Source organism: Malikia sp., assembly GCF_028687635.1.
In the GTDB taxonomy this organism is placed as follows: Bacteria; Pseudomonadota; Gammaproteobacteria; order Burkholderiales; family Burkholderiaceae_C; genus Malikia.
In genome coordinates this window covers 1-24,789 of sequence record NZ_JAQTZS010000030.1, presented here as the reverse complement: position 1 = coordinate 24,789, position 24,789 = coordinate 1, and the positions used below count along the sequence as shown (strand labels likewise).

The following is a 24,789-nucleotide window of genomic DNA, read 5'->3' as shown; positions in this document are numbered from 1 at the left end:
CTCGGGAATAGCCGCTGGCATGGCCGGTGATACCGGGCAAGCAGCAGGGTCTTTGCCGGGCGGCCATCCCCATAAAAAAACCGCCCCCCAGCACGGGGCTGGCAGGCGGCTTTCTTGCAGCGGGGCGGGCGAATTAACGCTTGCTGAACTGCTTGGCGCGGCGTGCGGAACGCAGACCGACCTTCTTACGCTCGACTTCGCGGGCATCGCGGGTCACGAAACCAGCGGCGCTCAGTGCGGGCTTGAGGGCCGCATCGTAGTCGATCAGGGCGCGGGTGATGCCGTGACGCACGGCGCCTGCCTGGCCGGATTCGCCGCCGCCGTGCACGTTGACTTGCACGTCGAAGAATTCCAGGTTTTCAGTCAGGGCCAGCGGTTGCTTGGCGATCATGATCGAGGTTTGGCGACCGAAGAAAGCTTCGATGTCCTTGCCGTTGACCGTGATCTTGCCAGAGCCTTTTTTCATAAACACGCGGGCGACGCTGGATTTGCGACGGCCGGTGCCATTGTTCCAATCACCAATCATGGCAGCTCCTTAGATGTCCAACACTTTGGGTTGCTGGGCAGTGTGCGGGTGCTCTGCACCACCGTACACCTTGAGCTTCTTGATCATGGCGTAGCCGAGCGGGCCCTTGGGCAGCATGCCCTTGACGGCCTTTTCCAGCACGCGGCCGGGATGCTTGGCTTGCAGATCACGGAAGTTGGTGCCGTAGATACCGCCCGGGAAACCCGAGTGACGGTAGTACACCTTGTTCAGGGCCTTGGTGCCCGTGACTTTCAGCTTGGCAGCGTTGACGACAACGATGAAGTCGCCGGTGTCAACGTGAGGGGTATAAATGGCTTTGTGCTTGCCGCGCAGACGGAGTGCCACTTCGCTGGCGACACGTCCGAGCACCTTATCGGTGGCGTCAACCACAAACCACTCGTGCACAACCTCAGCGGGCTTGGCGCTGACAGTAGTCTTTTGCATAAGTTTCTCTTTGGAAGAGTGAGGTTTGGCGGGCTCTTTTCCACGGTCGGTGCTTCTCTGAAGGAAGCCTCTTAGGTGGGGATGAACTTCGCCGCGGAGCCCATGGAATCGCTGCGAAGCTCTCCATTATAGGATGCCACCCCGACTCTGGCAAGCGTGACGAATGACCGACCCGAACCTACAATCGCCACACCACCCCAGCGTGGCGCGAGCATCCGCGTGGGTGCGGGATTGCCGCAGGCCTCATCGAAAGACAATCGCTATGCGTACTGAACTGAAGTTGGCCGTCCTGGCCGCCGCCGTGACCCTGGCGGCTTGCGGCAAGAAGCAAGAAGCCGCCGCCCCGGCCACGGCACCGGCCGCCGATCAGCTGGTGGTCAAGATCGGCCATGCCGGCGCGACCAGCGGTCAGGTCGCCCACCTCGGCAAGGACAACGAGAACGGCGCCCGCCTGGCGGTCGAGGAACTCAACGCCGCCGGCATCAAGATCGGCGACAAGAGCGCCAAATTCGAGCTGCTGGCCGAGGACGACGCCGCCGATCCGAAGCAGGCCACGGCCGCCGCGCAGAAACTGGTCGACGCCAAGGTCAAGGGCGTCATCGGCCACCTGACCTCGGGCACCACGCTGCCGGCGTCGCAGCTCTACAACGCCGCCGGCATTCCGCAGATCACGCCCTCGTCGACCAACCCCAAGATCACCCGCCAGGGCTATGCCGGCGTGTTCCGCCTGGTGGCCGACGACCAGCAGCAGGGCGGCGCCATGGGTCGCTACTCGGTCGAGACGCTCAAGGCCAAATCCGTGGCCGTGATCGACGACCGCACCGCCTATGGCCAGGGCCTGGCCGACGAGTTCGAGAAGGCCGCCGCCGCCGCCGGTGCCAAGGTGGTGGGCCACGAATTCACCAACGACAAGGCGACCGATTTCAAGGCCATCCTGACCACGCTCAAGGCCAAGCAGCCCGACGTGATCTTCTTTGGTGGCATGGATTCCGCCGGCGGCCCGATGCTGCGCCAGATGAAGCAGCTCGGCATCAAGGCCAAGCTGGTCGGCGGCGACGGCCTGTGCACCGCCGAGATGATCAAGCTCTCGGCCGAAGCCCTGGGCGACGATCAGGTCTACTGCGTGGAAGCCGGCGGCGTCGACGGCGCCGAAGTCAGCGCGAACGAGAAGTTCCGCGCCGACTTCAAGGCCAGGTACCAGGTCGACGTGCAGGCCTACGCGGCCTACGCCTACGACGGCGTCAAGCTGCTGGCCCAGGCCATGCAGACGGCCGGCTCCGCCGAGCCCGCGCAGTACCTGCCCGCGCTCAAGGCGATCCAGTACCAGGGCGCCTCCGGCAAGGTGGAGTTCGACGAACAGGGCGGCCGCAAGAATGCCGCGCTGACCCTCTACACCTTCAGGAACGGCGCCCGCGCCCAACTGGCGGTGATCCGCTGAACGGGCTCCCGACCCACCAAAGGAAAATCATCATGCGCACTGAAATCAAGCTGGTTGCCCTGGCGGCCGCTGTCGCCCTCGCCGCCTGCGGCAAGAAGGAAACCGCCCAGGCCCCTGGCACCGCCCCGGCCGCCGAACAGCTGGTCGTGAAGATCGGTCACGTCGGCCCGACCAGCGGCCCGGTGGCCCATTTCGGCCAGGACACCGAGAACGGCGCCCGTCTGGCCGTCGAGGAGCTCAACGCCGCCGGCATCCAGATCGGCGACAAGAGCGCCAGGTTCGAGCTGCTGGCCGAGGACGACGCCGCCGATCCCAAGCAGGCGACGACTGCCGCGCAAAAACTGGTCGACAGCGGCGTCAAGGGCGTCGTGGGCCACGTGACCTCGGGCGCCACGCTGCCCGCTTCGAAGATCTACAACGAGGCTGGCATTCCGCAGATCACGCCCTCGTCGACCAACCCCAAGATCACCCGCCAGGGCTATGCCGGCGTGTTCCGCCTGGTGGCCGACGACACGCAACAGGGCGGTGCCATGGCCCGTTATTCGGTCGAGACGCTCAAGGCCCAGACCGTGGCCGTGATCGACGACCGCACCGCCTACGGCCAGGGCCTGGCCGACGCGTTCGAGAAGGCCGCCGCCGCCGCCGGCGCCAAGGTGGTGGCGCACGAATTCACCAACGACAAGGCGACCGACTTCAAGTCCATCCTGACCACGCTCAAGGCCAAGCAACCCGACGTGATCTTCTTCGGCGGCATGGACTCGGTCGGCGGCCCGATGCTGCGCCAGATGAAGCAGCTCGGCATCCCGGCCAAGCTGGTCGGCGGCGACGGCCTGTGCACCGGCCAGATGATCAAGCTCGCGGCCGAGGCGCTGGGCGACGAACGGGTCTACTGCGTCGAAGCCGGCGGCGTCGATGGCGACGAGGTCAGCGGCAACGACAAGTTCCGCGCCGCCTTCAAGGCCAAGTACAACGTCGAGGTACAGGCCTACTCGCCCTACGCCTACGACGGCGTCAAGCTGCTGGCCGAAGCCATGAAGACCGCCGGCTCCACCGAGCCGTCCCAGTACCTGCCCGCGCTCAAGGCCATCAAGTACCAGGGCGCGTCCGGCAACGTCGAGTTCGACGAAAAGGGCGACCGCAAGAACGCCGCGCTGACCCTCTACACCTTCAAGGGCGGCGAACGCGCCAAGCTGGCGGTGATCCGCTGATCGGCTGATCCACCTCGCTGATCCGGGAACGGCCCGCCAGGGCCGTTTTTCATTTCAGATCGCCGCCCCCTTGCGGTACCATCCGCCCCATGTTCAGTTACCGCCACGCCTTCCACGCGGGCAACCACGCCGATGTGCTCAAGCACATGACGCTGGTCGCCATCCTGCAATACATGGGTCAGAAAGACACCGGCTTCACCGTGGTCGACACCCACGCTGGCGCGGGCGTCTACCGCCTGGACCAGGACCACGCGCGCAAGTCGGCTGAATCCGATGCCGGCATCTTCCGCCTGCTTTCCGCCGTCGAGGCCGCCAAGGCCGGCAGCCAGCCCGTGCCCGAGCTGGTCAAGCACTACCTGCAGCAGGTACGCGGCTTCAACAGCGGCAAGGAGCTGCGCACCTACCCCGGCTCGCCCTGGATCAGCCAGGCGCTGCTGCGGCCGCAGGACAAGCTCAAGCTGTTCGAGGTCCATCCGACCGATTCGCGGCTGCTCGACAAGCAGGTGGCCGAACTCGAACGCGGCAAGCAGATCGAGGTGCTGCGCCGCAACGGCTTCGAGGGCCTCAGATCATTGCTGCCGACGCCGACCCGACGCGGCCTGGTGCTGATCGACCCGAGCTACGAGCTCAAGACCGACTACGCGGCCGTGATCGACTGCCTGGAAGAAGCGCTGCAGCGCTTCCCGATCGGCTGCTACGCGGTCTGGTACCCGGTGATCGGTCGCCCCGAGGCCCATTCGCTGGCGCGCAAGCTCAAGGCCATGAGCCAGCGCCTGCAGCGCAGCTGGGTCCAGGCGGAGCTGAACGTGGGCCTGACGCCAACCGAGGGCACCAGCGCCCAGGTGGCGCAGGGCCGCGCCCACACCGCCATGCGCGCCAGCGGCATGCATGTGATCAACCCGCCCTTCACGCTCGCGGCCCAGCTGCGCGAGGCGCTGCCCTTCGTGACCGAGGCGCTGAAGGACCCGATCGGTTCCGGCTGGACGGTCGAGAGCGGCAACTACTGAGGTCCGGGCGCCGGCTTGGCCGGCATCTGCTGCACCAGCTGGACCTCGGAGATGCCGTGGCCCTTGATGCCCAGCGCCGCCGCCGCCGCATGGCTCAGGTCGATGATGCGGCTCTTGAGGTGGGGGCCGCGATCGACGATGCGCACCGCCACCTCGCGCCCGGTCTGCAGGCTGCGCACGATCACGCGGGTGCCGAACGGCAGCGTCTTGTGCGCGGCGGTCAGCTCGTTCATGTCGTAGCGCTCGCCGCTGGCGGTCTTGCGCCCATGCAGCATGTTGGCCAGGAAGGAGGCCGTCCCCTGCTCGATCACCAGCGGTTCGGACTTGCCGCCGGCCAGCCAGTCCACGCCCACATGCAGCGAATCCTGCACCACCCCCTTGGCCTGGCGCAGCAGCTCGGCTGGCGCCAACGAATGGGCCGGTGCCATGGGCGCCGCCGTGACAGCGGCTGCTGGTGCCGCTGGTGCCGCGACAGCCGGCGCAACCGTCTCGGCCGCGTACAGCGGCGCCAGCCCGAGTCCCAGCAGCAGCGCAGCGGGGATGCGCCAGAACGCACGCCCGCTGACGGGGCGCGCCAGCCGGCCAGACGCCGGTAAGCGGAAGGGACTAGGCAAAAGCAATCTCCAAACAGGCAAGTCGGTCCAAGGCCGGAATTTAACCCAAACCCAGGCGACGCGCCAGTTCCAGCGTCGGGACGCTCTGGTTCATGGTGTAGAAGTGCAGCGACGGCACCCCGCCCTGGATCAGGCGCTGACACAGCTCGGTCACCACGTCCAGACCGAACGCCTTGATCGATTCGACATCATCGCCATAGCCTTGCAGGCGCAGCCGGATCCAGCGCGGGATCTCGGCACCGCAGGCGTCCGAGAAGCGCAGCAGCTGGGTCGAGCTCGTGATCGGCATGATGCCCGGCACGATCGGAATCTCGACACCCAGCCGGCGCGCATCATCGACGAAGCGGAAATAGGCGTCGGCGCTGTAGAAATACTGCGTGATCGCCGAATCGGCGCCGGCCTTGGCCTTGATCGCGAACGCCTTGAGATCAGCCTCGGGCGACTTGGCCTGCGGATGGATCTCGGGGTAGGCCGCGACCTCGATCGCGAAGTCGTTGCCGGTCTCGGCGCGGATGAACGCCACCAGATCACTGGCGTGGAGGAACTCGCCGCCGGCACCGTAGCCGCTGGGCAGGTCGCCGCGCAGCGCCACCAGGCGCTTGACGCCCATGGCCTTGAGCTGCGCCAGCTGCTCGCGCACGCTGGCCTTGGTCGCGCCGATGCAGGAGAAATGCGAGGCGGCGACCTGGCCCTCGGCCAGGATCTCGCGCACGGTGGCGAAAGTGCCCTCCTGGGTCGAGCCGCCCGCGCCATAGGTCACGGAGCAGAACTCGGGCTGCAGCGCGTAGAGCTTCTGGCGCACGGCGCGCAGCTTCTCGGCACCCTCGGGCGTCTTGGGAGGGAAAAATTCGATACTCAGGGGCAGGCCCATACAAAAAACTCCCGGTTGCCGTCACCGCCGGTGATCGGACTTTCAAAGTAATCGAGTACCCGCCAGCCCAGCGCGGCGCAGGCCTGGCGCATGCGCGCCTCGACCAGGGCGTAGCTGGCCGGATCGCGCACCAGGCCGCCCTTGCCGATCTGCTCGGGCTGCAGCTCGAACTGCGGCTTGACCAGCATCAGCAGATGGCCGTCCGCCTTCAGCAGCGGCGCCAGCGCCGGCCAGACCAGGGTCTGCGAGATGAAGGACAGGTCGCCCACGACCAGGTCGAAGGGCGGCGCTGCCGACTCGCCGCCAGCCGCGACCAGCGCCTCGGCACCGAGTTCGCGCGCGTTGAGCTTCTCGACGCAGACCACGCGCGGGTCGGCGCGCAGCCTCGGGTTGAGCTGGCCATGGCCGACATCGACCCCGACCACCCGCGCCGCGCCGCGCTGCAGCAGGCAGTCGGTGAAGCCACCCGTGCTCTGGCCGACATCGAGGCAACGCAGGCCGGCGACCGGCTGCCCGGTGCGCCGGAGCGCGCCTTCGAGCTTGAGGCCGCCACGCGAGACATAGCGCGACTCGGCCGCGTCGAGCAACCGCAGCTCGGCCGCCTCGGGCACCAGGTCACCGTTCTTGGCCACGGCCTTCCAGGGGCCAGCGCCGAGGCGCCAGCGCAGCCCGGCCGCGATCAGTCTGGCGGCCTGCGAGCGCGAAGCCGCCAGGCCTCGCTCGACCAGCAGCTGGTCGGCCCGCATCAGTAGCGGTAGCTGTCGGGCTTGTACGGGCCTTGCTTGGGCACGCCGATGTAGGCGGCCTGCTCGTCGCTCAGCTCGGTCAGCATGGCGCCGACCTTCTTCAGGTGCAGGCGGGCCACCTTCTCGTCCAGATGCTTGGGCAGCACGTAGACCTTGCCGACGTCATAGCCTTCGGAATGGCAGAACAGCTCGATCTGGGCGATGGTCTGGTTGGCGAACGACGAGCTCATCACGAAGCTCGGGTGGCCGGTGCCGCAGCCCAGGTTGACCAGGCGGCCCTTGGCCAGCAGGATGATGCGCTTGCCGTCCGGGAAGATCACGTGATCGACCTGGGGCTTGATCTCGTCCCACTGGCAGTTTTCTTCGAGCTTGGCGACCTGGATCTCGTTGTCGAAGTGGCCAATGTTGCAGACGATGGCCTGGTCCTTCATGGCCGCCATGTGCTCGAAGGTGATGACGTCGCGGTTGCCGGTGGTGGTGACGAAGATGTCGGCCTTGTCGGCGGCCCACTCCATGGTCACGACCTTGTAGCCTTCCATCGCGGCCTGCAGCGCGTTGATCGGATCGATCTCGGTCACCCAGACCTGGGCCGACAGCGCGCGCAGCGCCTGGGCCGAGCCCTTGCCCACGTCGCCGTAGCCGCAGACCACGGCCACCTTGCCGGCGATCATCACGTCGGTGGCGCGCTTGATGCCGTCGACCAGCGACTCGCGGCAGCCGTACAGGTTGTCGAACTTGGACTTGGTCACCGAGTCGTTGACGTTGATGGCGCGGAACATCAGGGTGCCCTTGACGGACATTTCCTTCAGGCGATGCACGCCGGTGGTGGTTTCCTCGGTCACGCCGAGGATCTGGGCGCTCTTGCGGCTGTACCAGCTAGCGTCCTCGGCCAGCTTGGACTTGATGGCGGCGAACAGGATGCGCTCTTCCTCGCTGCCCGGGTTGGCCAGCACGGACTGGTCCTTCTCGGCCTGCTTGCCCAGGTGCATCAGCAGCGTCGCGTCGCCGCCGTCGTCGAGGATCATGTTCGGGCCTTCGCCCTCGGTGCCGGCGGCGCCGAAGTCGAAGATGCGGTGGGTGTAGTCCCAGTAGTCGACCAGGGTCTCGCCCTTGATGGCGAACACCGGGGTGCCGGCGGCGGCGATCGCGGCGGCGGCATGGTCCTGGGTCGAGAAGATGTTGCACGAGGCCCAACGCACCTGGGCGCCGAGCGCCTGCAGCGTCTCGATCAGCACGGCGGTCTGGATCGTCATGTGCAGCGAGCCGGTGATGCGCGCGCCCTTGAGCGGCTGCTGGGCGGCGAATTCCTCGCGGATCGCCATCAGGCCGGGCATCTCGGTCTCGGCGATGCGGATTTCCTTGCGGCCCCAGTCGGCCAGGCCGATGTCGGCGATGGCGCAGTCGGCGATGATGGGGTTCTTGAGCGGTGCGTTCATGTTTGAGCTTTCCAACTTGGGTATCGACCACCGGACGGGCCGCGCTGGAGGAAAACCCTGCACTCACGCCACGCCGGTGGGTGAGCGCCGTTGTTTGTGCCCTTCCCCCGCAGCGGGGGAAGGGGAAATCCGAGCCTCGCCCAGGCCTTGCGCCCGGGCTGCAACGCTCCTCGGAATCCGGCGATTATAAATTCATACCGGCTTTGGTCGCCAGAGCCATTGGAATAGACCCGATGCCGTCATCGTTCAGGGCAATCTGAATGCGCTGAGATGGGTCATCAGCGCATCGGCCTGTTCATGAAGGGATCGGGCTGCTGCTGCACTTTCCTCGACCAGGGCTGCGTTCTGCTGGGTATTCTGATCGAGTTGAGCCATGACCTCGGTGACCTGCTGCACGCCATCGGCTTGCTCCTTCATCGCATGCATCACGGCCTGCATGATGGCCGAGAACTCGGCGATCGAAGTCACGATCTGGCCCATCGTCGCACCGGCACGCCCCACCTGTGAACTGCCGAGGTTGACGGCATCGACGCTCTGCGTGATCAGCGACTTGATTTCGCGCGCAGCCTCGGCCGAACGCCCCGCCAGGCTGCGCACCTCGGACGCGACCACGGCAAATCCACGGCCTTGCTCGCCCGCCCGTGCCGCCTCCACGGCAGCGTTCAGCGCCAGGATGTTGGTCTGGAATGCGATGCTGTCGATCAGACCGATGATGTCGGAGATTCGACGCGAGGAGGCATCGATGCGTGCCATGGAGTCGATCACCTCGCTGACCACCGCCCCGCCGGCTCCCGCCACCTGACTGGCGGACTGGGCCAGGCCAGCGGCATGCTGGATCTGGGCGACGTTCTGCCGCACCGACGAGCTCAGCTCAAGCATCGAGGCCGCCGTCTGCTCCAGCGCGGTCGCCTGCTCCTCGGTGCGACTGGCTAGGTCGTGGGTACCCTGCGAAACCTGCTCGCCACCCGCCGCCACCGACAGTGCGACCTCACGCACCACGCCCACCAGGCGCTGCAAGCGGCCGTTCATCTGGTTCAGACAGGCCAGCAAATCCTTGATTTCGGTGTACCCGCTGGGAACGATCTCATGCGTCAGGTCGCCATTGGCCACCGACTCGGTGAGAGTCTTGGCATGCTCGACCGAACTGGCCATGCGGGTCGAGACCCGGACACTGAGCCAGAGCAGTGCCAGCGCAATGGCCAAGGTGCCAGACAAGATCCAGAAAGGCGCGGCATCCGCCACCTGCTGACCATCCGCCTTGACCTGTTCGCCGAACGCCTCCAGGGTCTTGTTGAACCGATCGAGCTCCTGTTCGAGTTGCTTGAACGCGGGCTCGAAATCCTCGAGTGCCCGCGTGGCGGCCTGCGGATCAGCTTGCAGCAAGGGGGGCAGGCCCTTGGCCACCCGGATATAGGCCTCGGTGCCAGGAATGACTGCACGCAGATCCGCCTGCCCCGCGGGCGACAAATCGGCCTTGGACACCGCTTCGAGCTGCCGGACCAGCTCATCGGCATGCTGATCGAGATCGGCTGCGGCCTGCTTCAGGCCCGCGAGGTCGCCCCGCTGAGCCGTCAGCACGCTCTGCAACACGTCGGATCGGATCGCGTCATGCATCATGTCGACCAATGCTGCGGCCTGCATCGCGTCGCCCGCCTGGGTCGCCTGCTCCAGCGTGGCCGTCAGTTTCTGGCTGGCCAACCAGCCCACGAGCCCTACGCCCGTTGCCCCCGCGACGCCGACCAGGCCAAAAATCGCCAAAGCATGCTTCAACCTGAGCTGCATGAAAATCCCCATCATTGATTGATTGCTTGTGCCACGCCAACGGTCTGATCGGGCACGGGGTCAAGCCAGCCAGCGGATCACCCCAATATACTAGAGACCTACCTGGGACCTACCAGGTATGCAGCCCTCCGAAGGCGTGGCATGGTCATGCCCATGCCACGGTTGCCTTTCTATAATGGCAGCATTCATTAGAAGAACACGCACCTTGAGCACGTCGTCCTCCAACACCCCGCACGCCCTGACCTTGGTCGCAGACGACATGCGCGCCGTCGACGGCGTGATCCAGCAACGCCTGAACAGCGACGTGCCCCTGGTCGGCCAGGTGGCGCAATACATCATCGGCGCCGGCGGCAAGCGGGTGCGCCCCGCCCTGCTGCTGCTGACCTGTGGCGCGCTCGGCTGCGAGCACCCCGAGCGCCACAACATGGCGGCGGTAGTCGAGTTCATCCACACCGCCACCCTGCTGCACGATGACGTGGTCGACGAGTCCACGCTGCGGCGCGGGCGCGACACCGCCAACGAGGTGTTCGGCAACGCCGCCAGCGTGCTGGTGGGCGACTTCCTCTACACCCGCGCCTTCCAGATGATGGTGGCGCCGGGCGACCTGCGCATCCTGGAGATCCTGGCCGAGGCCACCAACGTGATCGCCGAGGGCGAGGTGCATCAGCTCATGAACATGCATGACGCCTCGCTCGACGAGCCGGCCTATCTGCGCGTGATCCGGGCCAAGACCGCCAAGCTGTTCGAGGCCAGCAGCCGCCTGGCGGCCATCCTGGCCGGCGCCGACGCTCGGACCGAGGCGCATTGCGCCGAGTACGGCCAGGCGCTGGGCGCGGCGTTCCAGATCATCGACGACGTGCTCGACTACGAGGGCGACGCCGCCGAGCTCGGCAAGAACCTGGGCGACGACCTGCGCGAAGGCAAGGTCACGCTGCCGGTGATCTGCACGCTGCAGCGCTGCGGCGCCGACGAGGCCGCGCTGATCCGCGCGGCGATCGAGCAAGGCAACACCGAGCGGCTCGACGAGATCAGCGCGATCGTGCGCCGCTGCGGCGGCCTCGACGATGCGCGCCGCGCGGCCCAGGCCGAGGCCCAGCGCGCGATCGATGCGGCCCGCGCGCTGCCCGTCAATCAATGGTCGCGGGCCATGGTCCAGCTCGCGGCCTCGCTGCTCGAACGCCGCGCCTGAGCCGGCGAAACGCGGCACAAGAAACCTCGAAAAACCGTGCTACAATTTGCGTCTCTGCTGATGCGAGACGCAAGTCGAGACAGCAAATCGGAATGTAGCGCAGCCTGGTAGCGCACTTCGTTCGGGACGAAGGGGTCGGAGGTTCGAATCCTCTCATTCCGACCAAATTCACAAGAACAGCACCTTCGGGTGCTGTTCTTGTTTGTGCCGCCGGGATTCCGGCTTCAAGAGGAGCCCACATGAGCACCCCACCCAGCGATCTGAAAAAGGAAGGCCGCAGCGTCTACGTCCTGGTCAAGATCCACGACGGCACGACCTACCGCGGCTACCTGCATGTCTCGGGAATGGACCGCCTGCAGGACCTGCTCAACGATGTGCGCCAGTTCTTCCCGCTGCGCCTGTCACGCGACACCGGCGAGATCGTGATCCTGGCCAAGAGCTTCATCGTCTCGATCGAGGAGATCAGCGACCACGAGGTCAAGCCCTTCCACTTCGGCTGAATTCGCGCCGCCGTCGTCCGTCCTTGCGGGCGGCAGGCTCAGACCCGGCCGCGCCAGCGCTGCAGGTCCTGCGGCAGCAGGCGACCCAGCTTGCGTTCCACCAGGGCGCCCGCGCGATCGAACAACACGCTGAAGGGCAAACCGCCGTTGACGTTGCCGAGTCCGCGCGCCAGCTCGGTGCCGCCCAGGCCGGCCAGACCAACGGGGAAGGCCAGCGGCTGCCGGCCCAGGAAAGCGCGCACCGCGCTGGGCTGGTCGATCGCCAGCCCGAGCACCTGCCAACCCTGCTCGCGCCCGGCGCGAAAGAACGCGTCGAGCAAGGGCAGCTCCTCGACGCAGGGCGGGCACCAGGTGGCCCAGAAGTTCAGCAGCAGCGGGCCGCCGCGCAGCTCGGCCGCCGCCAGCGTGCGGCCGTCAGGCGTCTCCCAGGACCGGGACCAGAGGTCGGCGGGGACGTCATCTGGCGGCGGGGCGGGCCGCAGTCGCCAGCCAGCCAATCCAACTCCGGCCAGCGCCGCGACAGCCGTGCCACCCGCCAGCAGTCCGCGCCGCTTCATGCGGCGGACTCCTCTTGCAGCATGCGCTCGCGCAGCGCCTGCGCGTCGCCGCGCGGCTTGCGCCCGGCCGCGTCGCGCAGCAGCGCACCCCGGAAGTCATCGCCGTCGTTGACCAGCAGGTGCACGCCAACCCAGGTCTGCAGCGGCTCGCAGCGGCTGCGCAGGCTCAGCGCCTCGACTTCGTGACGGTGCAGGCCGGTGACGCTGCGCGCCTCGTAGTCGACGCCACGGTTGATCAGCGCGATCTCGACCGCCTTGGGGTCGTCGCTGAACAGTTGCAGGTAGATGTCCGAGAGCCCGGTCGCCGTGCCGTGCCAGACCGCGCCGCCGACATGGGGCCGGAACTCGGCCAGCCGCTCCATCCAGACCAGCGCCAGCTCGCGCAGGGCGCGCAACTCAGCCGGCTGGGTGTCGGCATGGAAGATGGCGATATGCTCGCGCACCGCCGCCTCGACCTCGGAGTTGTCGGGCAGGGGCGTGCGCGGCGACAGGCCGAGCTGCTTGAGCGCGCGCCGCTTGGCCGGGCCGTACTCCAGCCCCTCGTCGACCACCAGCGCGGCAGCGGCAGCGGCGATTTCCTGCATCAGATCTGGGTTCATCAGTAGCTCCGTGAAACCTCCCCCTTCAGGAGGAGGAAAGGAACGCAGCCGACAAGCTGCACATGGGGTTGAGATTGTTGGTAAGATATGTGCATGAAGCGCACACATCTTTTCTTGCCAGAGCCCGTGCTGCTGACTCTGCGCGCCCTGTCCGACAAGACCGGGCTGTCCGTGGCCGAACTGGTCCGTCGCGCCATCGACGAGTACCTCAAGCGCCAATGACCACCCAGGTTTACCGCTACCGCGTCAAGTCCCTCAACGGGCTGCTCAACCAGCAGGCGCACGCGGTGAACTATGTCTGGAACTTCTGCAACGACACGCAGAGGCACGCGCTCAAGTGGCGCAAGCCTTGGCCCACAGGCTTTGACCTGAACAAGCTGACCAGCGGCAGCAGCAAGGAACTCGGGCTGCACTCGGGCGCCGTGAATGCGGTCTGCGAGCAGTACGCCAAGTCGCGCCAGCAGTTCAACCGTCCGTACCTGCGCTATCGCGGCCGGCGCACGCTGGGCTGGGTGCCGCTCAAGGGACGTGACTTGAAGCGCGAGGGCGATGCCTTCCGGTTTGCAGGCAACACCTTCCGCGTGTTCAACACTCGCCCGCTGCCCGAGGGCAAGATCAAGGACGGCACCTGCTTCTCGCAGGATCGGCGCGGCAACTGGTTCCTCAACATCGTGGTGGAAGCGGCCGATGTGCCGGTTCGCACGCCCGAGCGCGGCGTCGGCATCGACCTCGGCCTGAAGGATCTGGCCACGCTGTCCACGGGGGAGAAGATCGAGCACCCGCGCTTCTTCCGGGAGCTGGAGACCCAGCTCGCCCAGGCCCAGCGGGCGCGCAAGAAGCGGCAAGCGACGAACATTCACGCCAAAATAGCCAACTGCCGGATGGATTTCCTGCACAAGGCCAGCACGGACATCGTGCGCCGCTTCGACTACATCGCTGTGGGCAACGTCAGCAGCAGCAAACTGGCCAAGACCAGGATGGCCAAAAGCGTCCATGACGCCTCCTGGCATTCCTTCAAGCAGATGCTCGCGTACAAGTCGGTTGCGAATGGCGCGTGGTACGAAGAAGTGAATGAAGCGTTTTCTTCCCAAGTCTGCTCGAACTGTGGCGCCTTGCCCGATTCGAGGCCGAAAGGTATCGCAGACCTTGGAATAAGGCGCTGGACCTGTTCGGCATGTGGCTGTGAGCATGATCGTGATGTGAATGCCGCAAAAAATATCCTGAACAAGTCAAGCGCCCGCTCGGGACATCGAGCGCCTGCAGAGGGAATCCCCTGCCTTTAGGCAGGGGAGGATGTCAAGCGAGCACTGTAGCGCAGCGCCCGCTGGCCTGCCGGATCAGGGTGCCGTACTGGCCGGCAGCGCCTGGCCCTCGAACCAGGGCGCCAGCAGGCCCGCCAGCTGCTCGGACAGGTCGTTGTCGAAGCTCATCAGCAGATCGGAGGGCTGTGCGGCGGCGGCGGACTGGAGGATGTCGGACAGGCAGGCCTGCTGCTCGGCGCTGACAGGCCGCTGGAGCTGGCGTTCCAGGGCCGCCAGGGCGGCGTCACGGGTGCGGTCGCAGCCCAGCACATGCCAGGCATAATCGATCTCGTAGCGGTCGAAGGCGTCCTTCAGGCTCTCGCCGTCCTGGCGGGATTCCTCGGCGAAGCCGTTCAGGGTCCGGGTGCTGAGACCGTCGATGACAGCGGCGACGAGTTCGGCGCGCTCGGACGGGGTGACGGATGCGGTGCGAGTGGCGGTCATGGGCGGCTATCCTTTAAAGCGGGCCCACGATGAATCTCAACCGACGCAGGCCCATGGGCGGACCTGCGGTTGCCGCGCGACCGCTCGCGGACGCCATCAGGGATGCGACCCCTGAAAGACGAAAGCCCATCGCAAGGGATGGGCTTTCTGAATCTTGGTGGCCTGGGACGGAATCGAACCATCGACACGCGGATTTTCAATCCGCTGCTCTACCAACTGAGCTACCGGGCCAATTTTTGATACATCGCTATTCTAGCAGTGATTGGGCGGCTTTTCAGGCGCCGTTGCGTTTTGTTTTGGACAGGTCGATGCCGAGCTGCTTGAGCTTGCGGTAGAGGTGGGTGCGCTCAAGGCCGGACTTCTCCGCCACGCGAGTCATGGAACCATGCTCCTGGACCAGGTGGAACTCGAAATAGGCGCGCTCGAAGACATCCCGCGCCTCGCGCAGCGGCAGCTCGAAGTCGAACTGCCGCACCGGCACCGGCTCGGGCAGCGCCGCACTCTCGACCGGCGGGGATTCGACCAAGTCGGCGCGAGGCCCCTCGCCGTTGCCGCCATGGCCGCCGAAGTCGGCCGGTGGCGTGGGATGGCGGGACAGTGCATTGTCCAGGCCCTGCTCGACCGACTGCAGCAGTTTTTGCAAGGTGATGGGCTTTTCCAGGAAGGCGATCGCGCCGATGCGGGTCGCCTCGACGGCGGTGTCGATGGTGGCGTGGCCGCTCATCATGATCACCGGCATGTTCAGCAGACCGGCGGCCGACCATTCCTTGAGCAAGGTCACGCCATCGGTGTCGGGCATCCAGATATCGAGCAGCACCAGGTCGGGGCGCTGGCGCTCGCGCAGCAGGCGCGCCTGCGCGGCGTTCTCGGCCAGCTCGACGGCATGGCCCTCGTCGTTCAGTATCTCGAACAAGAGCTCGCGGATGCCCAGTTCGTCATCCACCACCAGTATGTTTGCCATGGCCTTGCCAATAATCCTAGCTTGTCGCTTCGTCTTGTTGCGTATCTGCAACCATGAATGATAACGAGACTCGCGCCCCCGCGATCCGGTCACCCTCCATGCGGTGCGCGATGTCGACCCGGCCGCGGTGTTCGTCCATGATTTTCTTGACCACGGCCAGGCCCAGGCCGGTGCCCTTGGTCTTGGTCGTCACGTAGGGCTCGAAGGCGCGCTTGAGGATGGCCTCGGGGAAGCCGGGTCCGCAATCCTGCACCACCAGCCGCACCCGGCGCCCGCTCTCGGTCAGGCGGGTCTGCAGCAGCACCGGACCGGCGCCGGGTGGCGTGGCGTCCTGCGCGTTCTGCACCAGGTTGTGGATGACCTGGCGCACCTGTTGTGCATCGGCCAGCACCGATGGACAGGGCGCCAGGTCGAGCCGCACCGGCACGGCGGACGGATCGTACAGGCCCAGGATGTCGGCGATCAGCGCGTTGAGATCGACCGGCACCAGCTGCGCGGCCGGCAGCCGGGCATAGTCGCGGAACTCGTTGACCAGCCGCTTCATCGCGTCGACCTGGTCGACGATGGTGCGCACCGACTTGGTCAGCAAGGCGGCGTCAGCCCCTTCGAGCTTGCCCGCGAGCTTCATGGCCAGGCGCTCGGCCGAGAGCTGGATCGGCGTCAGCGGATTCTTGATCTCGTGCGCCAGGCGGCGCGCGACCTCGCCCCAGGCCTGGGCGCGCTGGGCCGAGATGATCTCGGACACGTCGTCGAACACCAGCAGGCGGTCGCCTTGTGGCAGCAACGCGCCGCGCGCGATCAGCGTGATCTGGTTGCCCATGCCACCGGGGTGGGCCGCGTCGGCGTGCGGCGGTCGCAGCTCGAAGGACTGCTGCCAGTGCCCGCCCTCATGCCAGGATTCGCCGAGGAAACGGTCGAACTGCTGCTGCACCCCCTGCGCGAAGGACTCCAGACCGGGCACGCCGTGCAAGCCCTGCCACTGGTGCGCGGCCAGCGGCGCGCGCAGGATGCGGGCCGCGCCGGGATTGGCGCTCAGGATGCAGCCGTTGGCGTCGAGCACGACCACGCCTGCCGTCAGGTTGTCGAGTATGGTCTGCAGGTTGGAGCGCGCGGTATCGACCTGCTGCATGCTGCTCTGCACCGACTGGCGCGCATCGGCCAGCTCCTGGGTCATGTGCGCGAAGTCGCGCGTGAGACCGGCGAGCTCGTCGCGCGAGGACAGGGCGAGCTTGGGGCCGAGGTCGCCGCGCGCGACATCGCGCATGCCGGCCGCCAGCATCAGCAAGGGCCGCACCAGCTGGTTGCCCAGCAGCACGGCCAGCAGCACGGCGCCGAACACCGCGAGGAAGAGCGCCAGCGTGAGCGTGCCGATATAGAGCCGGCGCAGGCCGTCGCGCGCCAGCGCGCGCTCCTGGTACTCGCGGTGCGCGACCTGGACCGCGAGCGCATCGGCGACCAGCAGCGGTGGCAGCGGCGCGCTGGCCTCCAGGAAACGCGCCGCTTCCTGCAATCCGAAGCCCGGGCTGGCGACCAGCGCCAGCACCCTGATGCGAGGCGCGGGCAAGGCCTGCCCGGGCAGGCTGGAGGCGAGGTCCTGCTCCTCCAGTCCCTCGATGCTGGCGATCACGCGCTCGTGCCGCGCGCTGCGCATCTGGGCCGGGCTGGGGCGCTCGGGGCTGAGCTTGAAGCGCGACTCACCCGCGCTGGCGACCGCCTGGCCAGCCGAGCTCCAGAGCACGAGGTCGGTGGCCGAGAGCTGCTCGCGCAGGCGCTCCAGCGCGATCACGGCCCCCGCATCACTGCTGCCGGCCAGGTCGGCGGCGGCCATGCGGGTCTTGTTGGCGAGGTCGGCGGCCAGGGTGTCGAGCGTGGTGCGACCCAGGTTGAGTCCGGCGTTGAGCGCGGTCTCGACCCGCACATCGAACCAGTTCTCGATCGAGCGCGAGACGAACTGGTAGGACACGACGTAGATCAGCAGCCCTGGCAGGAAGCCGACCAGCGAGAAGATCGTGGCGAGCTTGAGCATGAGCTGGCTGCCGAAACGGCGCCGGCGCAGACGCAGCACCAGCCGCACGGCCAGCCCGACGATCACCAGCAGCAGCAGCAAGGCCACCGCGACGTTGATGCCGACCAGGCGCGCGAAGTTGGCCTCGTAGAAGGTCTGGTTGTCGGTGGCGAGCGTCAGCAGGAACAGCAGCACCATGGCGACGCCCAGCATGAACAGCAGCCCCATGACGATGGCCCAGCGCCCGGACCGCGAAGGGAACACCGAGGACGCAACGGCTTTCTCGTCGGCGCTCACGGCTCGCCTTCGGACCTGGCTTCAGGCAGCGCCGGCTCGGCGTCGCTCGCCAGGCGCTCGGGCACGGCCAGGGTCCTCTGCAGCGTGATGTTCCAGCCGCTCTGGTTGAACAGCCCGAGCTGGAAGGGGCGCGGCAACTGCGTGAGATCGAGCGCGAAGCTGAACTCGACGCGCTGCCCGCCGCCAGGGTTCCAGCGCGCGGCATCGACCAGCTTCCAGTTCGAGACATGGCCGGCGCTGGCGAGGGCGTCGGACAGGCTGTCGAAGTTCTGGTGCAGGGCGTACTGCAGTCCGGTGGCGCTGGGCATCCCGGTGGCGTAGCTCAGGCGCCAGCGCCGCGTCAACGGCTGGTAGGCCAGCCTGACCGTGCGCGCCGCCTGGGCCACGGTCTTGTCCAGCCAGTACCAGCGCGACTGGATCAGCTCGGCTTGCCAGAGGAAATGCAGCGGCACGCCCTTGCTCAGCACCTCCTCCATCGCGGGGCTGATCTCGACCGGCAGGCGCGCCGACAGGAACAGACCTTCGCTGCGGCGGGTGAGCGAAAGCTGGGGCGGCTCGGCCCCGGACTCCAGCGCCGCGCTGGCGGGACCGGCGGCCAGCAGCAGCGCGGTCAGCGTCAGCAAGGCGCGGCGGCGCCCGACCCGCTCTTCAACCGGGCTGGCGCTTGAGCAGCAGGGCATAGAAGAATCCGTCCATTCCGCCGGGATCGCCCGGCATCAGGTGGCCCGGCGACGGCAGCAGCTGGGCGTCGGGGTGGCGCTGCAGGAAGTCGCGCACCTGCTGCTCGCCCTCGGCCTTGAAGACCGAACAGGTGCAGTAGAGCAGCCGCCCGCCCGCACCCAGCGTCGGCCAGAGCGCTTCGAGCAGGCGCAGCTGCTGCGCGGCGAGCTGGGCGATGTCGCCCGGGCGGCGCAGCCAGCGCACGTCGGGATGACGGCGCACGATGCCGGAGGCCGTGCAGGGCGCGTCGAGCAAGATGGCATCGAAGGCGCGGCCATCCCACCAGCGGGTGGTCTCGGCGGCATCGGCCGTGCGCAGCTCGGCTTGCAGGCCCAGGCGCCGCAGGTTGTCGCGGATGCGCTCGCAGCGCTGCGGATCGACATCGAGCGCGAGCAGGTCGAGCTCGGCGCATTCGAGCAGATGGGCGGTCTTGCCGCCCGGGGCAGCACAGGCGTCGAGCACCCGTGCGCCGGCCGGTAGATCGGCACCTTCGAGCAACAGCGGCGCCGCCAGCTGGGCTGCCAGGTCCTGCACCGAACAATGGCCCTGCTCCCAGCCCGGCAGCCGATCGACCGCGACCGCCTGCGCCAGCTCGATGCCGTCAATGCCCACCGGCTCGGCAGCCAGCTGCAGCGCGCGCAGCTGCGCCAGATAGTCGTCTCGCCCGACGCGGCGGCGGTTGACGCGCAGCACCATGGGCGCGGGCTGGTTGTTGGCGGCCAGGATGGCCTGCCAGTGCTGCGGGTGGTCGCGCCGCACCCGCTGCACCCACCAGAACGGGTGGTTCCAGCGCGCCTGCAGGTCCTGCATCGCCTCGGCCAGCAGCGCCTCCTGCTCGCGCAGGTAGCGGCGCAGACAGGCGTTGACAAAGCCGGCCAGCCCCGGCGGCAGCTTGAGCTGCGCCAGCGCCTGCACCGACTGGTCGACCACGGTATGGGCCGCATAGCTGACGTTGCCGTCCACGGCCTGCGGCAGCAGCAGCGTCAGGGCCAGCCCGAGCAGCGCGCGCGCGGCGCCTTCGGGCGGACGCTCGGCCAGCAGGCCGATCAGCACGCCGGCCTCGCCCCAGTGGCGCAAGGCGTGAAAGGCCAAGGCCTGCACGCCGGGGCGCAGCCGCGCCGGGGTCTTGGCCAGCGCATCGGTCAGGGAACGCCCCTGCTCGACGGCCAGGAGGGTGCGGGCCGTGGCGGCCAGCTGATCGGACAGGGAAATAGGCGGATTCATTCGGTGCGATGACGGACCGCGCGGACAACAAGCGCGGCCGGATTCGGGTTCGGGACGGGATGGCGCCATTATCGCGAAGCCGCCAGGGCTGGGGCTTCATGACAGCTTCATCCGCTGCCAATAAGATGACGCATTGCCCTCCCGGGCAGGACATAGCCCCAAAGGAAAGACGCAATCTGATGAAATTCACCGACCTGGCCGAGGACAGCGAGGACAGCGGCCACACGCCGGCCGAACGCATCGCAGCGGCGACCCGCAGCACCTGGGTCAGCGTGGCCGTCAACCTGCTGCTGACCCTGCTGCAGATCCTGGCCGGCATCTTCTCGAAGTCGCAGGGCTTGATCGCCGACGGCATCCACTCGCTGTCGGACCTGGTCGCCGATTTCGTGGTGCTGCTGGCGGGCCATCACAGCCGCAAGGACGCGGACGCCGACCACCCCTATGGGCACCACCGCTTCGAGACGGCCGCCTCGCTGGTGCTGGGCCTGCTGCTGCTGGCCGTCGGCCTGGGCATGCTCTGGTCCGCCGTCCACAAGCTGGAGTCGCCCGAAACCGTGCAACAGGTGCATGTGCTGGCGCTCTGGGTGGCCGGCGGGGCGCTGGTCAGCAAGGAGCTGCTGTTTCGCTACATGCTGACGGTGGCCAAGCGCGTCAAATCGAGCATGCTGGTCGCCAACGCCTGGCATGCCCGCTCCGATGCGGCCTCCTCGCTGGTGGTCGGCATCGGCATCATCGGCAACCTGGCCGGCTATCCGATCCTCGACCCGATCGCCGCCCTGATCGTCGGTGCCATGGTGACTAGGATGGGATGGGGCTTCAGCTGGGAGGCCTTGCACGACCTGATGGACCGTGCCGTCGACGATGAGGAAGTAGCCGCGATCCGGCAGACCTTGCTTGAGACGCCGGGCGTGCAGGGCGTGCATGACCTGCGCACCCGCAAGATGGGCGACATGATCGTGGTCGATGCCCACCTGGAGGTGGATGCCAGCCTGAGCGTCGAGGCTGGCCACGACATCGCCGTCGAGGCGCGCCAGCGGGTGCTGCAGCGCCATCGGGTGCTCAACCTGATGACCCACCTGGATCCGTGGCGCCAGCCCGACCTCGATCACGCGCCAGCCATGGCCGGCGCACCTGCGCAGTCGCCCCGCTAGGCCCCCCCGGCTTGGCATCGTCCAGCCCCTGCCGCCGCGAGGCCGCAGGGGTTTTTCGCATTTCATCCCCGCTTAATGTGGCGCGCGTCCAATGCAGTCGGTGGACAGCTTGTTCCACCATTCTTTCCACCGACTCAAGGAAGTACCATGAAACTGAAACTGACCGCAATCATCCTGGCCCTGGGTACCAGCGCCGCCTTCGCCGGCCCGACCTGCAATGTCCCGCAAGAGAAGTGGATGAAGGAAGCCGACTTCAAGGCCCAGATGGAAAAGCAGGGCTACCAGATCAAGACCTTCAAGGTCAGCAAGGGCAAGTGCTACGAAATCTACGGCTTCGACAAGGACGGCAAGAAGGTCGAGATCTACTTCGACCCCGCCACCGGCGCCGAACTCGAGCGCAAGTGATCCCGCTGCGTGCGTCCCGCTAGCCATTTGACCCCTTGCCGCCCATGAAGCCCAACACCACAGCCGCCCTCGCCCAACCCGTGAAAGTCTGGGATCCGTTCGTTCGCCTGTTCCACTGGAGCCTGGTGAGCTGCGTGCTGCTGAACCAGTTCGTGCTGGAAGCCGGCGAGACCGCCCATGAGTGGACGGGTTATCTGGCCAGCGCGCTGGTGCTGGCCCGGGTGGTCTGGGGCTTCATCGGCAGCCGGCACGCACGCTTTGCCGATTTCTTTCCCACGCCCGGCCGCCTGCTGCGCCACTTCGCGGCCTTGCGGCAAGGGCGGCATCCGCAATACGCGGGCCACAACCCGCTCGGCGCCTTGATGATGCTGGCCCTGATGGCCATCGTGCTGGCGCTTGGCGTCACGGGCTGGATGCAGACCACCGACGCCTACTTTGGCGAGGAATGGCTGATGGAACTGCACGCATGGCTGGCCAATGGCCTGCTGATCGCGGCCGGTCTGCATGGCGCGGCCGCCATCGTGATGGGCCGCCTTGAGCGGGTGAACCTGGTGCGTGCCATGGTCACCGGCGTCAAGCAACCCTACTGAATTACGATTCCGGCATGCGACTGCTTTTGCTGGAAGATGACATCACCCTGGGCGAGGGCCTGCGCGACTACCTGCTCAGCGACGGCTACCGGGTCGACTGGTGCACCACGCTGGCCCAGGCCAGGGCGCTGATCGGCGAGCCCTATGACGCCTGGCTGCTCGACTGGAACCTGCCGGACGGCTCGGGCGTGGACTGGCTCAAGTCCCTGCGCGCCAGGGGTCTGAAGGTCCCGGCCCTGGTGCTGACCGCGCGCGACCTGCTGGCTGACCGCATCCAGGGCCTGGACAGCGGCGCGGACGATTTCCTGGTCAAGCCCTTCGCGCCGGAAGAACTCAGCGCGCGCCTGCGGGCCATCTCGCGACGGGTCGCCGGCAGCGCGCAGCGCAAGGCCCTGGGTCCGGTGGAGGTCGACCTGACCGCCAAGGCGGTCTGGCTCGATGGGCGCCGCGTGGAACTCACCGCGCGCGAGTGGTCCCTGCTGGAAGCCCTGGTGCTGCGCGCCGGCCGCATCGTCTCCAGGGACGACCTCGAAGCCCTGGTGCTGGGCTTCGATGGCGAGCTGGCCAGCAACTCGATCGAGGTCCACGTCTTCAAGCTGCGCAACAAGCTCGGCAAGGCCTTGATCGAAACCGTGCGCGGCCTGGGCTACCGGATTCCGTCGCCCTGACATGCCGAGGTTCAAGACCGCCGGCCTGCCGTCGATCCGATGGCGGATCACGCGCACGCTGCTGCTCATCTCCTTGCTGTGGGCGCTGCTGGTCGCTGGCGTGGTGCGGTACGTGGTCCACCATGAAGTCGATGAACTGATGGATCAGGGCCTGCGCGAATCGGCCGAAGTCCTGCACAGCGTGCTGGCCGTGCTCCATCGGCAAGGCCAGGACCAGCAGATTGCCCAGACCCATGGCGAATACGAGGAGCATCTGGTCTGGCAGATCATTCAGCTGCAGACCGGCGAGGTGGTCAGTCAATCGCACAAGGCGCCCGTGCAAGCCTTGCTGCCGACGCCCGACCCACAGCCGCGCAACACAGCGGACGGCTTGTGGCGCGTGATGACCTTCTCGTTCCAGGGCGACCCGCAACATTTCCTGCTGGTGGCGCAAAGCGAGGAAGAGCGGGTGGAAGCCCGCACGGAAGCGGCGACCTACACCCTGATCGGTGCCCTGCTGATGAGCGTGCTGGCCACGGCCTTGCTGAGCCTGCTGGTACGGCGCGAGCTCGGGCCGCTGTCCAGCCTGTCGCGCGCGGTGGCAGGTTACGACCCCCTGCGGCCCGAAACCCTGCCCCAGCTGCCCGAGCGGGCCGAATTGGTCCCGATGGCACAGGCGATCCGTGATCTGGGAGGCAGACTGGCGCAGCGCATCGCGAGCGAGCGCGCCTTCACCGCCCATGCGGCCCATGCCTTGCGCACGCCGCTGGCGGGCATCGATGCCCAACTGGCGATCGCGCTCAAGGAAGCGCCCGAATCCTTGCGGCCGCGCCTGACCCGCTCCCGCGCGGCCGCTGCTCGCCTGAACCGCGTGATGCAGGCCTTGCTCACCATGTTCCGCAGTGGCAGCGAGCCGCAACGGCAAACCGTGCGGGTCTCAGAACTGCTCACGCCACTGGCGTTTGGCGAGCTGCGCATCGAGATGGCCAGCGATGCGCCAGTGGATGCCGACCCCGACCTGCTCTCGGCCGTGCTGTTCAACCTGCTCGACAACGCGCAGCGCCACCAGGCGCGAACCGTCTGGCTGACCGTGGGGAACGAGGCGGGAAGCAACCGCTTGCGCTTGCAAGATGATGGGCAAGGCTGCGCCGCCAGTCAGCTGCAGCAACTGCGCGATGCCTTGGCGCGTCAGGACTACGGCTCCGGCAGCGGCCTCAAGGGACTCGGCCTGATCCTGGCCGACCTGGTCGTGCGTGCCCACGGCGGCCAGATCCAGCTGCCCAGCGTGGCACCGGGGTTCTGCGTCGAGCTGAGCTGGCCGGCGGCCGTTGCACCCGACTCCGCCTGACTCACTCGTCCAGGTAGGCCGCCCTCACCTTGCGGTCGTCAACGGCGTGCGCTACGAGACGGTGGGCTCCAGCGTGCTCGACTCCGACGACCAGAATCACCCGATCACAACGCCGCTAGCAATCGGCATGACCGTCGAGATCGAGCAGAACGGCATCGATTCGACGACGCAGCGCCCGATCGCAGGCAAGATCCACGTCCGGGGCGGAATCAAGGGCATCGCCAGCGTCAGCAACGGCGCGCTGAGCGTCTCCGGCCTGCCGGTGACGACTGACGCCGACACGCTGGTGCTGGCCATCGACGGCACGGTCACGACGCTCGACAAGCTGCAGAGTGCCACCGTCGAGGTCTACGGACTGCCGCAGGCTGACGGCAGCTACCAGGCGACTCGCATCGAGGCCAAGGCTCAGGCCGGTTCGACTCGCCTCGTCGGCACGGTCGCGAGCGTCAATTCGATGGGCGCGACATTGGTACTCGGTACTTCCGCACAGCCGGTGACGGTCAGCTACGCTGGCCTGGGCGCGGTGCAAGGCCTCGTGGCCGGTGCAGTGGTTTCAATCGAGGTCAGCGGCGCGCCGGGCAGCTACTCGGCGACCCGCCTGCGTGTGCGCTCGACGACCGCGCAGACCTACACCAGCGAGGTTGGCAAATACATCGTATGCGCGTGATTAACCCCGCCCTTGCCCGGTGACAGGATCTGGGGTACGGAGTTCAGGCGCGAGGCGTCAGCCGCCAGGGCAGCAGGGCCTCGTATTCATCGGCTGTGCTGGCCAGGGGCAA

At 67.2% G+C, this 24,789-nt stretch carries 27 protein-coding genes, 2 tRNA genes and 1 riboswitch; of the genes, 14 read left to right on the top strand and 15 right to left on the bottom strand.

All coding sequences use genetic code 11. The annotated features are described in order from the left end of the window. Positions 1–133: 133 nt before the first annotated feature. Together rpsI and rplM are read right to left on the bottom strand one after the other, a co-directional pair. On the bottom strand, positions 134–526 hold the full coding sequence (gene rpsI, locus PHR85_RS13585) for a 30S ribosomal protein S9 (RefSeq protein WP_105728278.1): 393 nt from the start codon (positions 524–526) through the stop codon (positions 134–136). Positions 527–535: 9 nt separating this feature from the next. Further along, positions 536–970, bottom strand: coding sequence for a 50S ribosomal protein L13 (gene rplM / locus PHR85_RS13580; RefSeq protein WP_105728277.1), 435 nt, complete (start codon positions 968–970; stop codon positions 536–538). 262 nt (positions 971–1,232) lie between these two features. Between rplM and PHR85_RS13575 the strand changes: the two genes are divergently transcribed. The 3 genes from PHR85_RS13575 to PHR85_RS13565 all read left to right on the top strand — a co-directional run bounded on the left by PHR85_RS13575 (position 1,233) and on the right by PHR85_RS13565 (position 4,623). Further along, positions 1,233–2,408, top strand: coding sequence for a branched-chain amino acid ABC transporter substrate-binding protein (locus tag PHR85_RS13575; RefSeq protein WP_300055190.1), 1,176 nt, complete (start codon positions 1,233–1,235; stop codon positions 2,406–2,408). Between the two features lie 32 nt (positions 2,409–2,440). Continuing rightward, positions 2,441–3,616: a branched-chain amino acid ABC transporter substrate-binding protein gene (locus PHR85_RS13570; protein WP_300055187.1), complete on the top strand. Its 1,176-nt coding sequence runs from the start codon at positions 2,441–2,443 to the stop codon at positions 3,614–3,616. Between the two features lie 89 nt (positions 3,617–3,705). Beyond that, complete coding sequence (locus PHR85_RS13565; RefSeq protein WP_300055184.1) at positions 3,706–4,623, top strand: 23S rRNA (adenine(2030)-N(6))-methyltransferase RlmJ; 918 nt, start codon at positions 3,706–3,708, stop codon at positions 4,621–4,623. Here PHR85_RS13565 and PHR85_RS13560 read toward each other — a convergent pair. The 5 genes from PHR85_RS13560 to PHR85_RS13540 form a co-directional block, all read right to left on the bottom strand. Continuing rightward, complete coding sequence (locus PHR85_RS13560) at positions 4,617–5,237, bottom strand: septal ring lytic transglycosylase RlpA family protein (RefSeq protein ID WP_300055182.1); 621 nt, start codon at positions 5,235–5,237, stop codon at positions 4,617–4,619. The two genes, PHR85_RS13565 and PHR85_RS13560, sit on opposite strands and share 7 nt — an antisense overlap. 40 nt (positions 5,238–5,277) lie before the next feature. Continuing rightward, positions 5,278–6,108, bottom strand: a complete 831-nt coding sequence (gene metF / locus PHR85_RS13555; protein ID WP_300055180.1) for a methylenetetrahydrofolate reductase [NAD(P)H] — start codon at positions 6,106–6,108, stop codon at positions 5,278–5,280. Continuing rightward, positions 6,093–6,854, bottom strand: a complete 762-nt coding sequence (locus PHR85_RS13550; protein ID WP_300055178.1) for a TlyA family RNA methyltransferase — start codon at positions 6,852–6,854, stop codon at positions 6,093–6,095. The genes metF and PHR85_RS13550 overlap by 16 nt, the downstream gene beginning before the upstream one ends. After that, positions 6,854–8,290: an adenosylhomocysteinase gene (gene ahcY, locus PHR85_RS13545; RefSeq protein WP_300055175.1), complete on the bottom strand. Its 1,437-nt coding sequence runs from the start codon at positions 8,288–8,290 to the stop codon at positions 6,854–6,856. The genes PHR85_RS13550 and ahcY overlap by 1 nt, the downstream gene beginning before the upstream one ends. Positions 8,291–8,365: 75 nt before the next feature. After that, positions 8,366–8,468: riboswitch (S-adenosyl-L-homocysteine riboswitch) on the bottom strand. Between the two features lie 68 nt (positions 8,469–8,536). After that, complete coding sequence (locus tag PHR85_RS13540; RefSeq protein WP_300055172.1) at positions 8,537–10,048, bottom strand: methyl-accepting chemotaxis protein; 1,512 nt, start codon at positions 10,046–10,048, stop codon at positions 8,537–8,539. Between the two features lie 229 nt (positions 10,049–10,277). Here PHR85_RS13540 and PHR85_RS13535 point away from each other — a divergent pair, with 229 nt between their 5' ends. The 3 genes from PHR85_RS13535 (at position 10,278) to PHR85_RS13525 (ending at position 11,761) form a co-directional block, all read left to right on the top strand. Then, positions 10,278–11,261, top strand: a complete 984-nt coding sequence (locus PHR85_RS13535; RefSeq protein WP_300055169.1) for a polyprenyl synthetase family protein — start codon at positions 10,278–10,280, stop codon at positions 11,259–11,261. A gap of 88 nt (positions 11,262–11,349) precedes the next feature. Continuing rightward, positions 11,350–11,426 (top strand) — tRNA-Pro (locus PHR85_RS13530). A gap of 74 nt (positions 11,427–11,500) precedes the next feature. Then, positions 11,501–11,761 carry a hypothetical protein gene (locus tag PHR85_RS13525; RefSeq protein WP_300055167.1) on the top strand — a complete coding sequence of 87 codons (261 nt, stop codon included), beginning with the start codon at positions 11,501–11,503 and terminating at the stop codon, positions 11,759–11,761. 38 nt (positions 11,762–11,799) lie between these two features. On the opposite strand, the gene PHR85_RS13520 is transcribed toward PHR85_RS13525, so the two are convergent. After that, entirely contained in the window at positions 11,800–12,318 is a 519-nt protein-coding gene (locus PHR85_RS13520; RefSeq protein ID WP_300055165.1) for a TlpA disulfide reductase family protein, read from the bottom strand. Next, complete coding sequence (locus PHR85_RS13515) at positions 12,315–12,917, bottom strand: hypothetical protein (RefSeq protein WP_300055162.1); 603 nt, start codon at positions 12,915–12,917, stop codon at positions 12,315–12,317. Before PHR85_RS13515 ends, PHR85_RS13520 begins: the two co-directional genes overlap by 4 nt. Before the next feature lie 93 nt (positions 12,918–13,010). Here PHR85_RS13515 and PHR85_RS13510 point away from each other — a divergent pair, with 93 nt between their 5' ends. Then, the gene (locus tag PHR85_RS13510; protein WP_300051965.1) at positions 13,011–13,139 is read left to right on the top strand and encodes a CopG family transcriptional regulator; all 129 of its coding nucleotides are present in this window, start codon (positions 13,011–13,013) and stop codon (positions 13,137–13,139) included. Beyond that, positions 13,136–14,200 carry an RNA-guided endonuclease TnpB family protein gene (locus PHR85_RS13505; RefSeq protein ID WP_300055158.1) on the top strand — a complete coding sequence of 355 codons (1,065 nt, stop codon included), beginning with the start codon at positions 13,136–13,138 and terminating at the stop codon, positions 14,198–14,200. Before PHR85_RS13510 ends, PHR85_RS13505 begins: the two co-directional genes overlap by 4 nt. Positions 14,201–14,254: 54 nt before the next feature. Here the strand turns inward: PHR85_RS13505 and PHR85_RS13500 are convergent, their stop codons facing one another. From PHR85_RS13500 to rsmB, 6 genes are all read right to left on the bottom strand, one after another. After that, on the bottom strand, positions 14,255–14,662 hold the full coding sequence (locus PHR85_RS13500; RefSeq protein WP_300055156.1) for a hypothetical protein: 408 nt from the start codon (positions 14,660–14,662) through the stop codon (positions 14,255–14,257). A 155-nt stretch (positions 14,663–14,817) separates the two neighbouring features. Continuing rightward, a tRNA-Phe gene (locus PHR85_RS13495) sits at positions 14,818–14,893 on the bottom strand. A 43-nt stretch (positions 14,894–14,936) separates the two neighbouring features. After that, the gene (locus PHR85_RS13490; protein ID WP_300055154.1) at positions 14,937–15,623 is read right to left on the bottom strand and encodes a response regulator; all 687 of its coding nucleotides are present in this window, start codon (positions 15,621–15,623) and stop codon (positions 14,937–14,939) included. A 16-nt stretch (positions 15,624–15,639) separates the two neighbouring features. Then, positions 15,640–17,856: an ATP-binding protein gene (locus PHR85_RS13485; RefSeq protein WP_300055218.1), complete on the bottom strand. Its 2,217-nt coding sequence runs from the start codon at positions 17,854–17,856 to the stop codon at positions 15,640–15,642. Between the two features lie 65 nt (positions 17,857–17,921). After that, the gene (locus tag PHR85_RS13480; RefSeq protein ID WP_300055152.1) at positions 17,922–18,605 is read right to left on the bottom strand and encodes a DUF4390 domain-containing protein; all 684 of its coding nucleotides are present in this window, start codon (positions 18,603–18,605) and stop codon (positions 17,922–17,924) included. After that, entirely contained in the window at positions 18,574–19,869 is a 1,296-nt protein-coding gene (rsmB, locus tag PHR85_RS13475; RefSeq protein WP_300055150.1) for a 16S rRNA (cytosine(967)-C(5))-methyltransferase RsmB, read from the bottom strand. Before rsmB ends, PHR85_RS13480 begins: the two co-directional genes overlap by 32 nt. A 179-nt stretch (positions 19,870–20,048) precedes the next feature. On the opposite strand from rsmB, the gene PHR85_RS13470 reads away from it, so the two are divergent. From PHR85_RS13470 to PHR85_RS13445, 6 genes are all read left to right on the top strand, one after another. Continuing rightward, entirely contained in the window at positions 20,049–21,020 is a 972-nt protein-coding gene (locus PHR85_RS13470) for a cation diffusion facilitator family transporter (protein ID WP_300055147.1), read from the top strand. A 147-nt stretch (positions 21,021–21,167) separates the two neighbouring features. Continuing rightward, on the top strand, positions 21,168–21,425 hold the full coding sequence (locus PHR85_RS13465; RefSeq protein WP_300055144.1) for a PepSY domain-containing protein: 258 nt from the start codon (positions 21,168–21,170) through the stop codon (positions 21,423–21,425). A 44-nt stretch (positions 21,426–21,469) separates the two neighbouring features. Then, a complete protein-coding gene (locus PHR85_RS13460; protein ID WP_300055142.1) occupies positions 21,470–22,015 on the top strand; it encodes a cytochrome b/b6 domain-containing protein in 546 nt (181 codons plus the stop codon). A gap of 14 nt (positions 22,016–22,029) precedes the next feature. Next, complete coding sequence (locus PHR85_RS13455) at positions 22,030–22,683, top strand: response regulator transcription factor (protein ID WP_300055139.1); 654 nt, start codon at positions 22,030–22,032, stop codon at positions 22,681–22,683. A 1-nt stretch (position 22,684) separates the two neighbouring features. Continuing rightward, a complete protein-coding gene (locus tag PHR85_RS13450) occupies positions 22,685–24,010 on the top strand; it encodes a HAMP domain-containing sensor histidine kinase (protein ID WP_300055136.1) in 1,326 nt (441 codons plus the stop codon). Between the two features lie 127 nt (positions 24,011–24,137). Beyond that, positions 24,138–24,677, top strand: a complete 540-nt coding sequence (locus tag PHR85_RS13445; RefSeq protein WP_300055133.1) for a DUF5666 domain-containing protein — start codon at positions 24,138–24,140, stop codon at positions 24,675–24,677. The last annotated feature ends 112 nt before the right edge of the window (positions 24,678–24,789 follow it).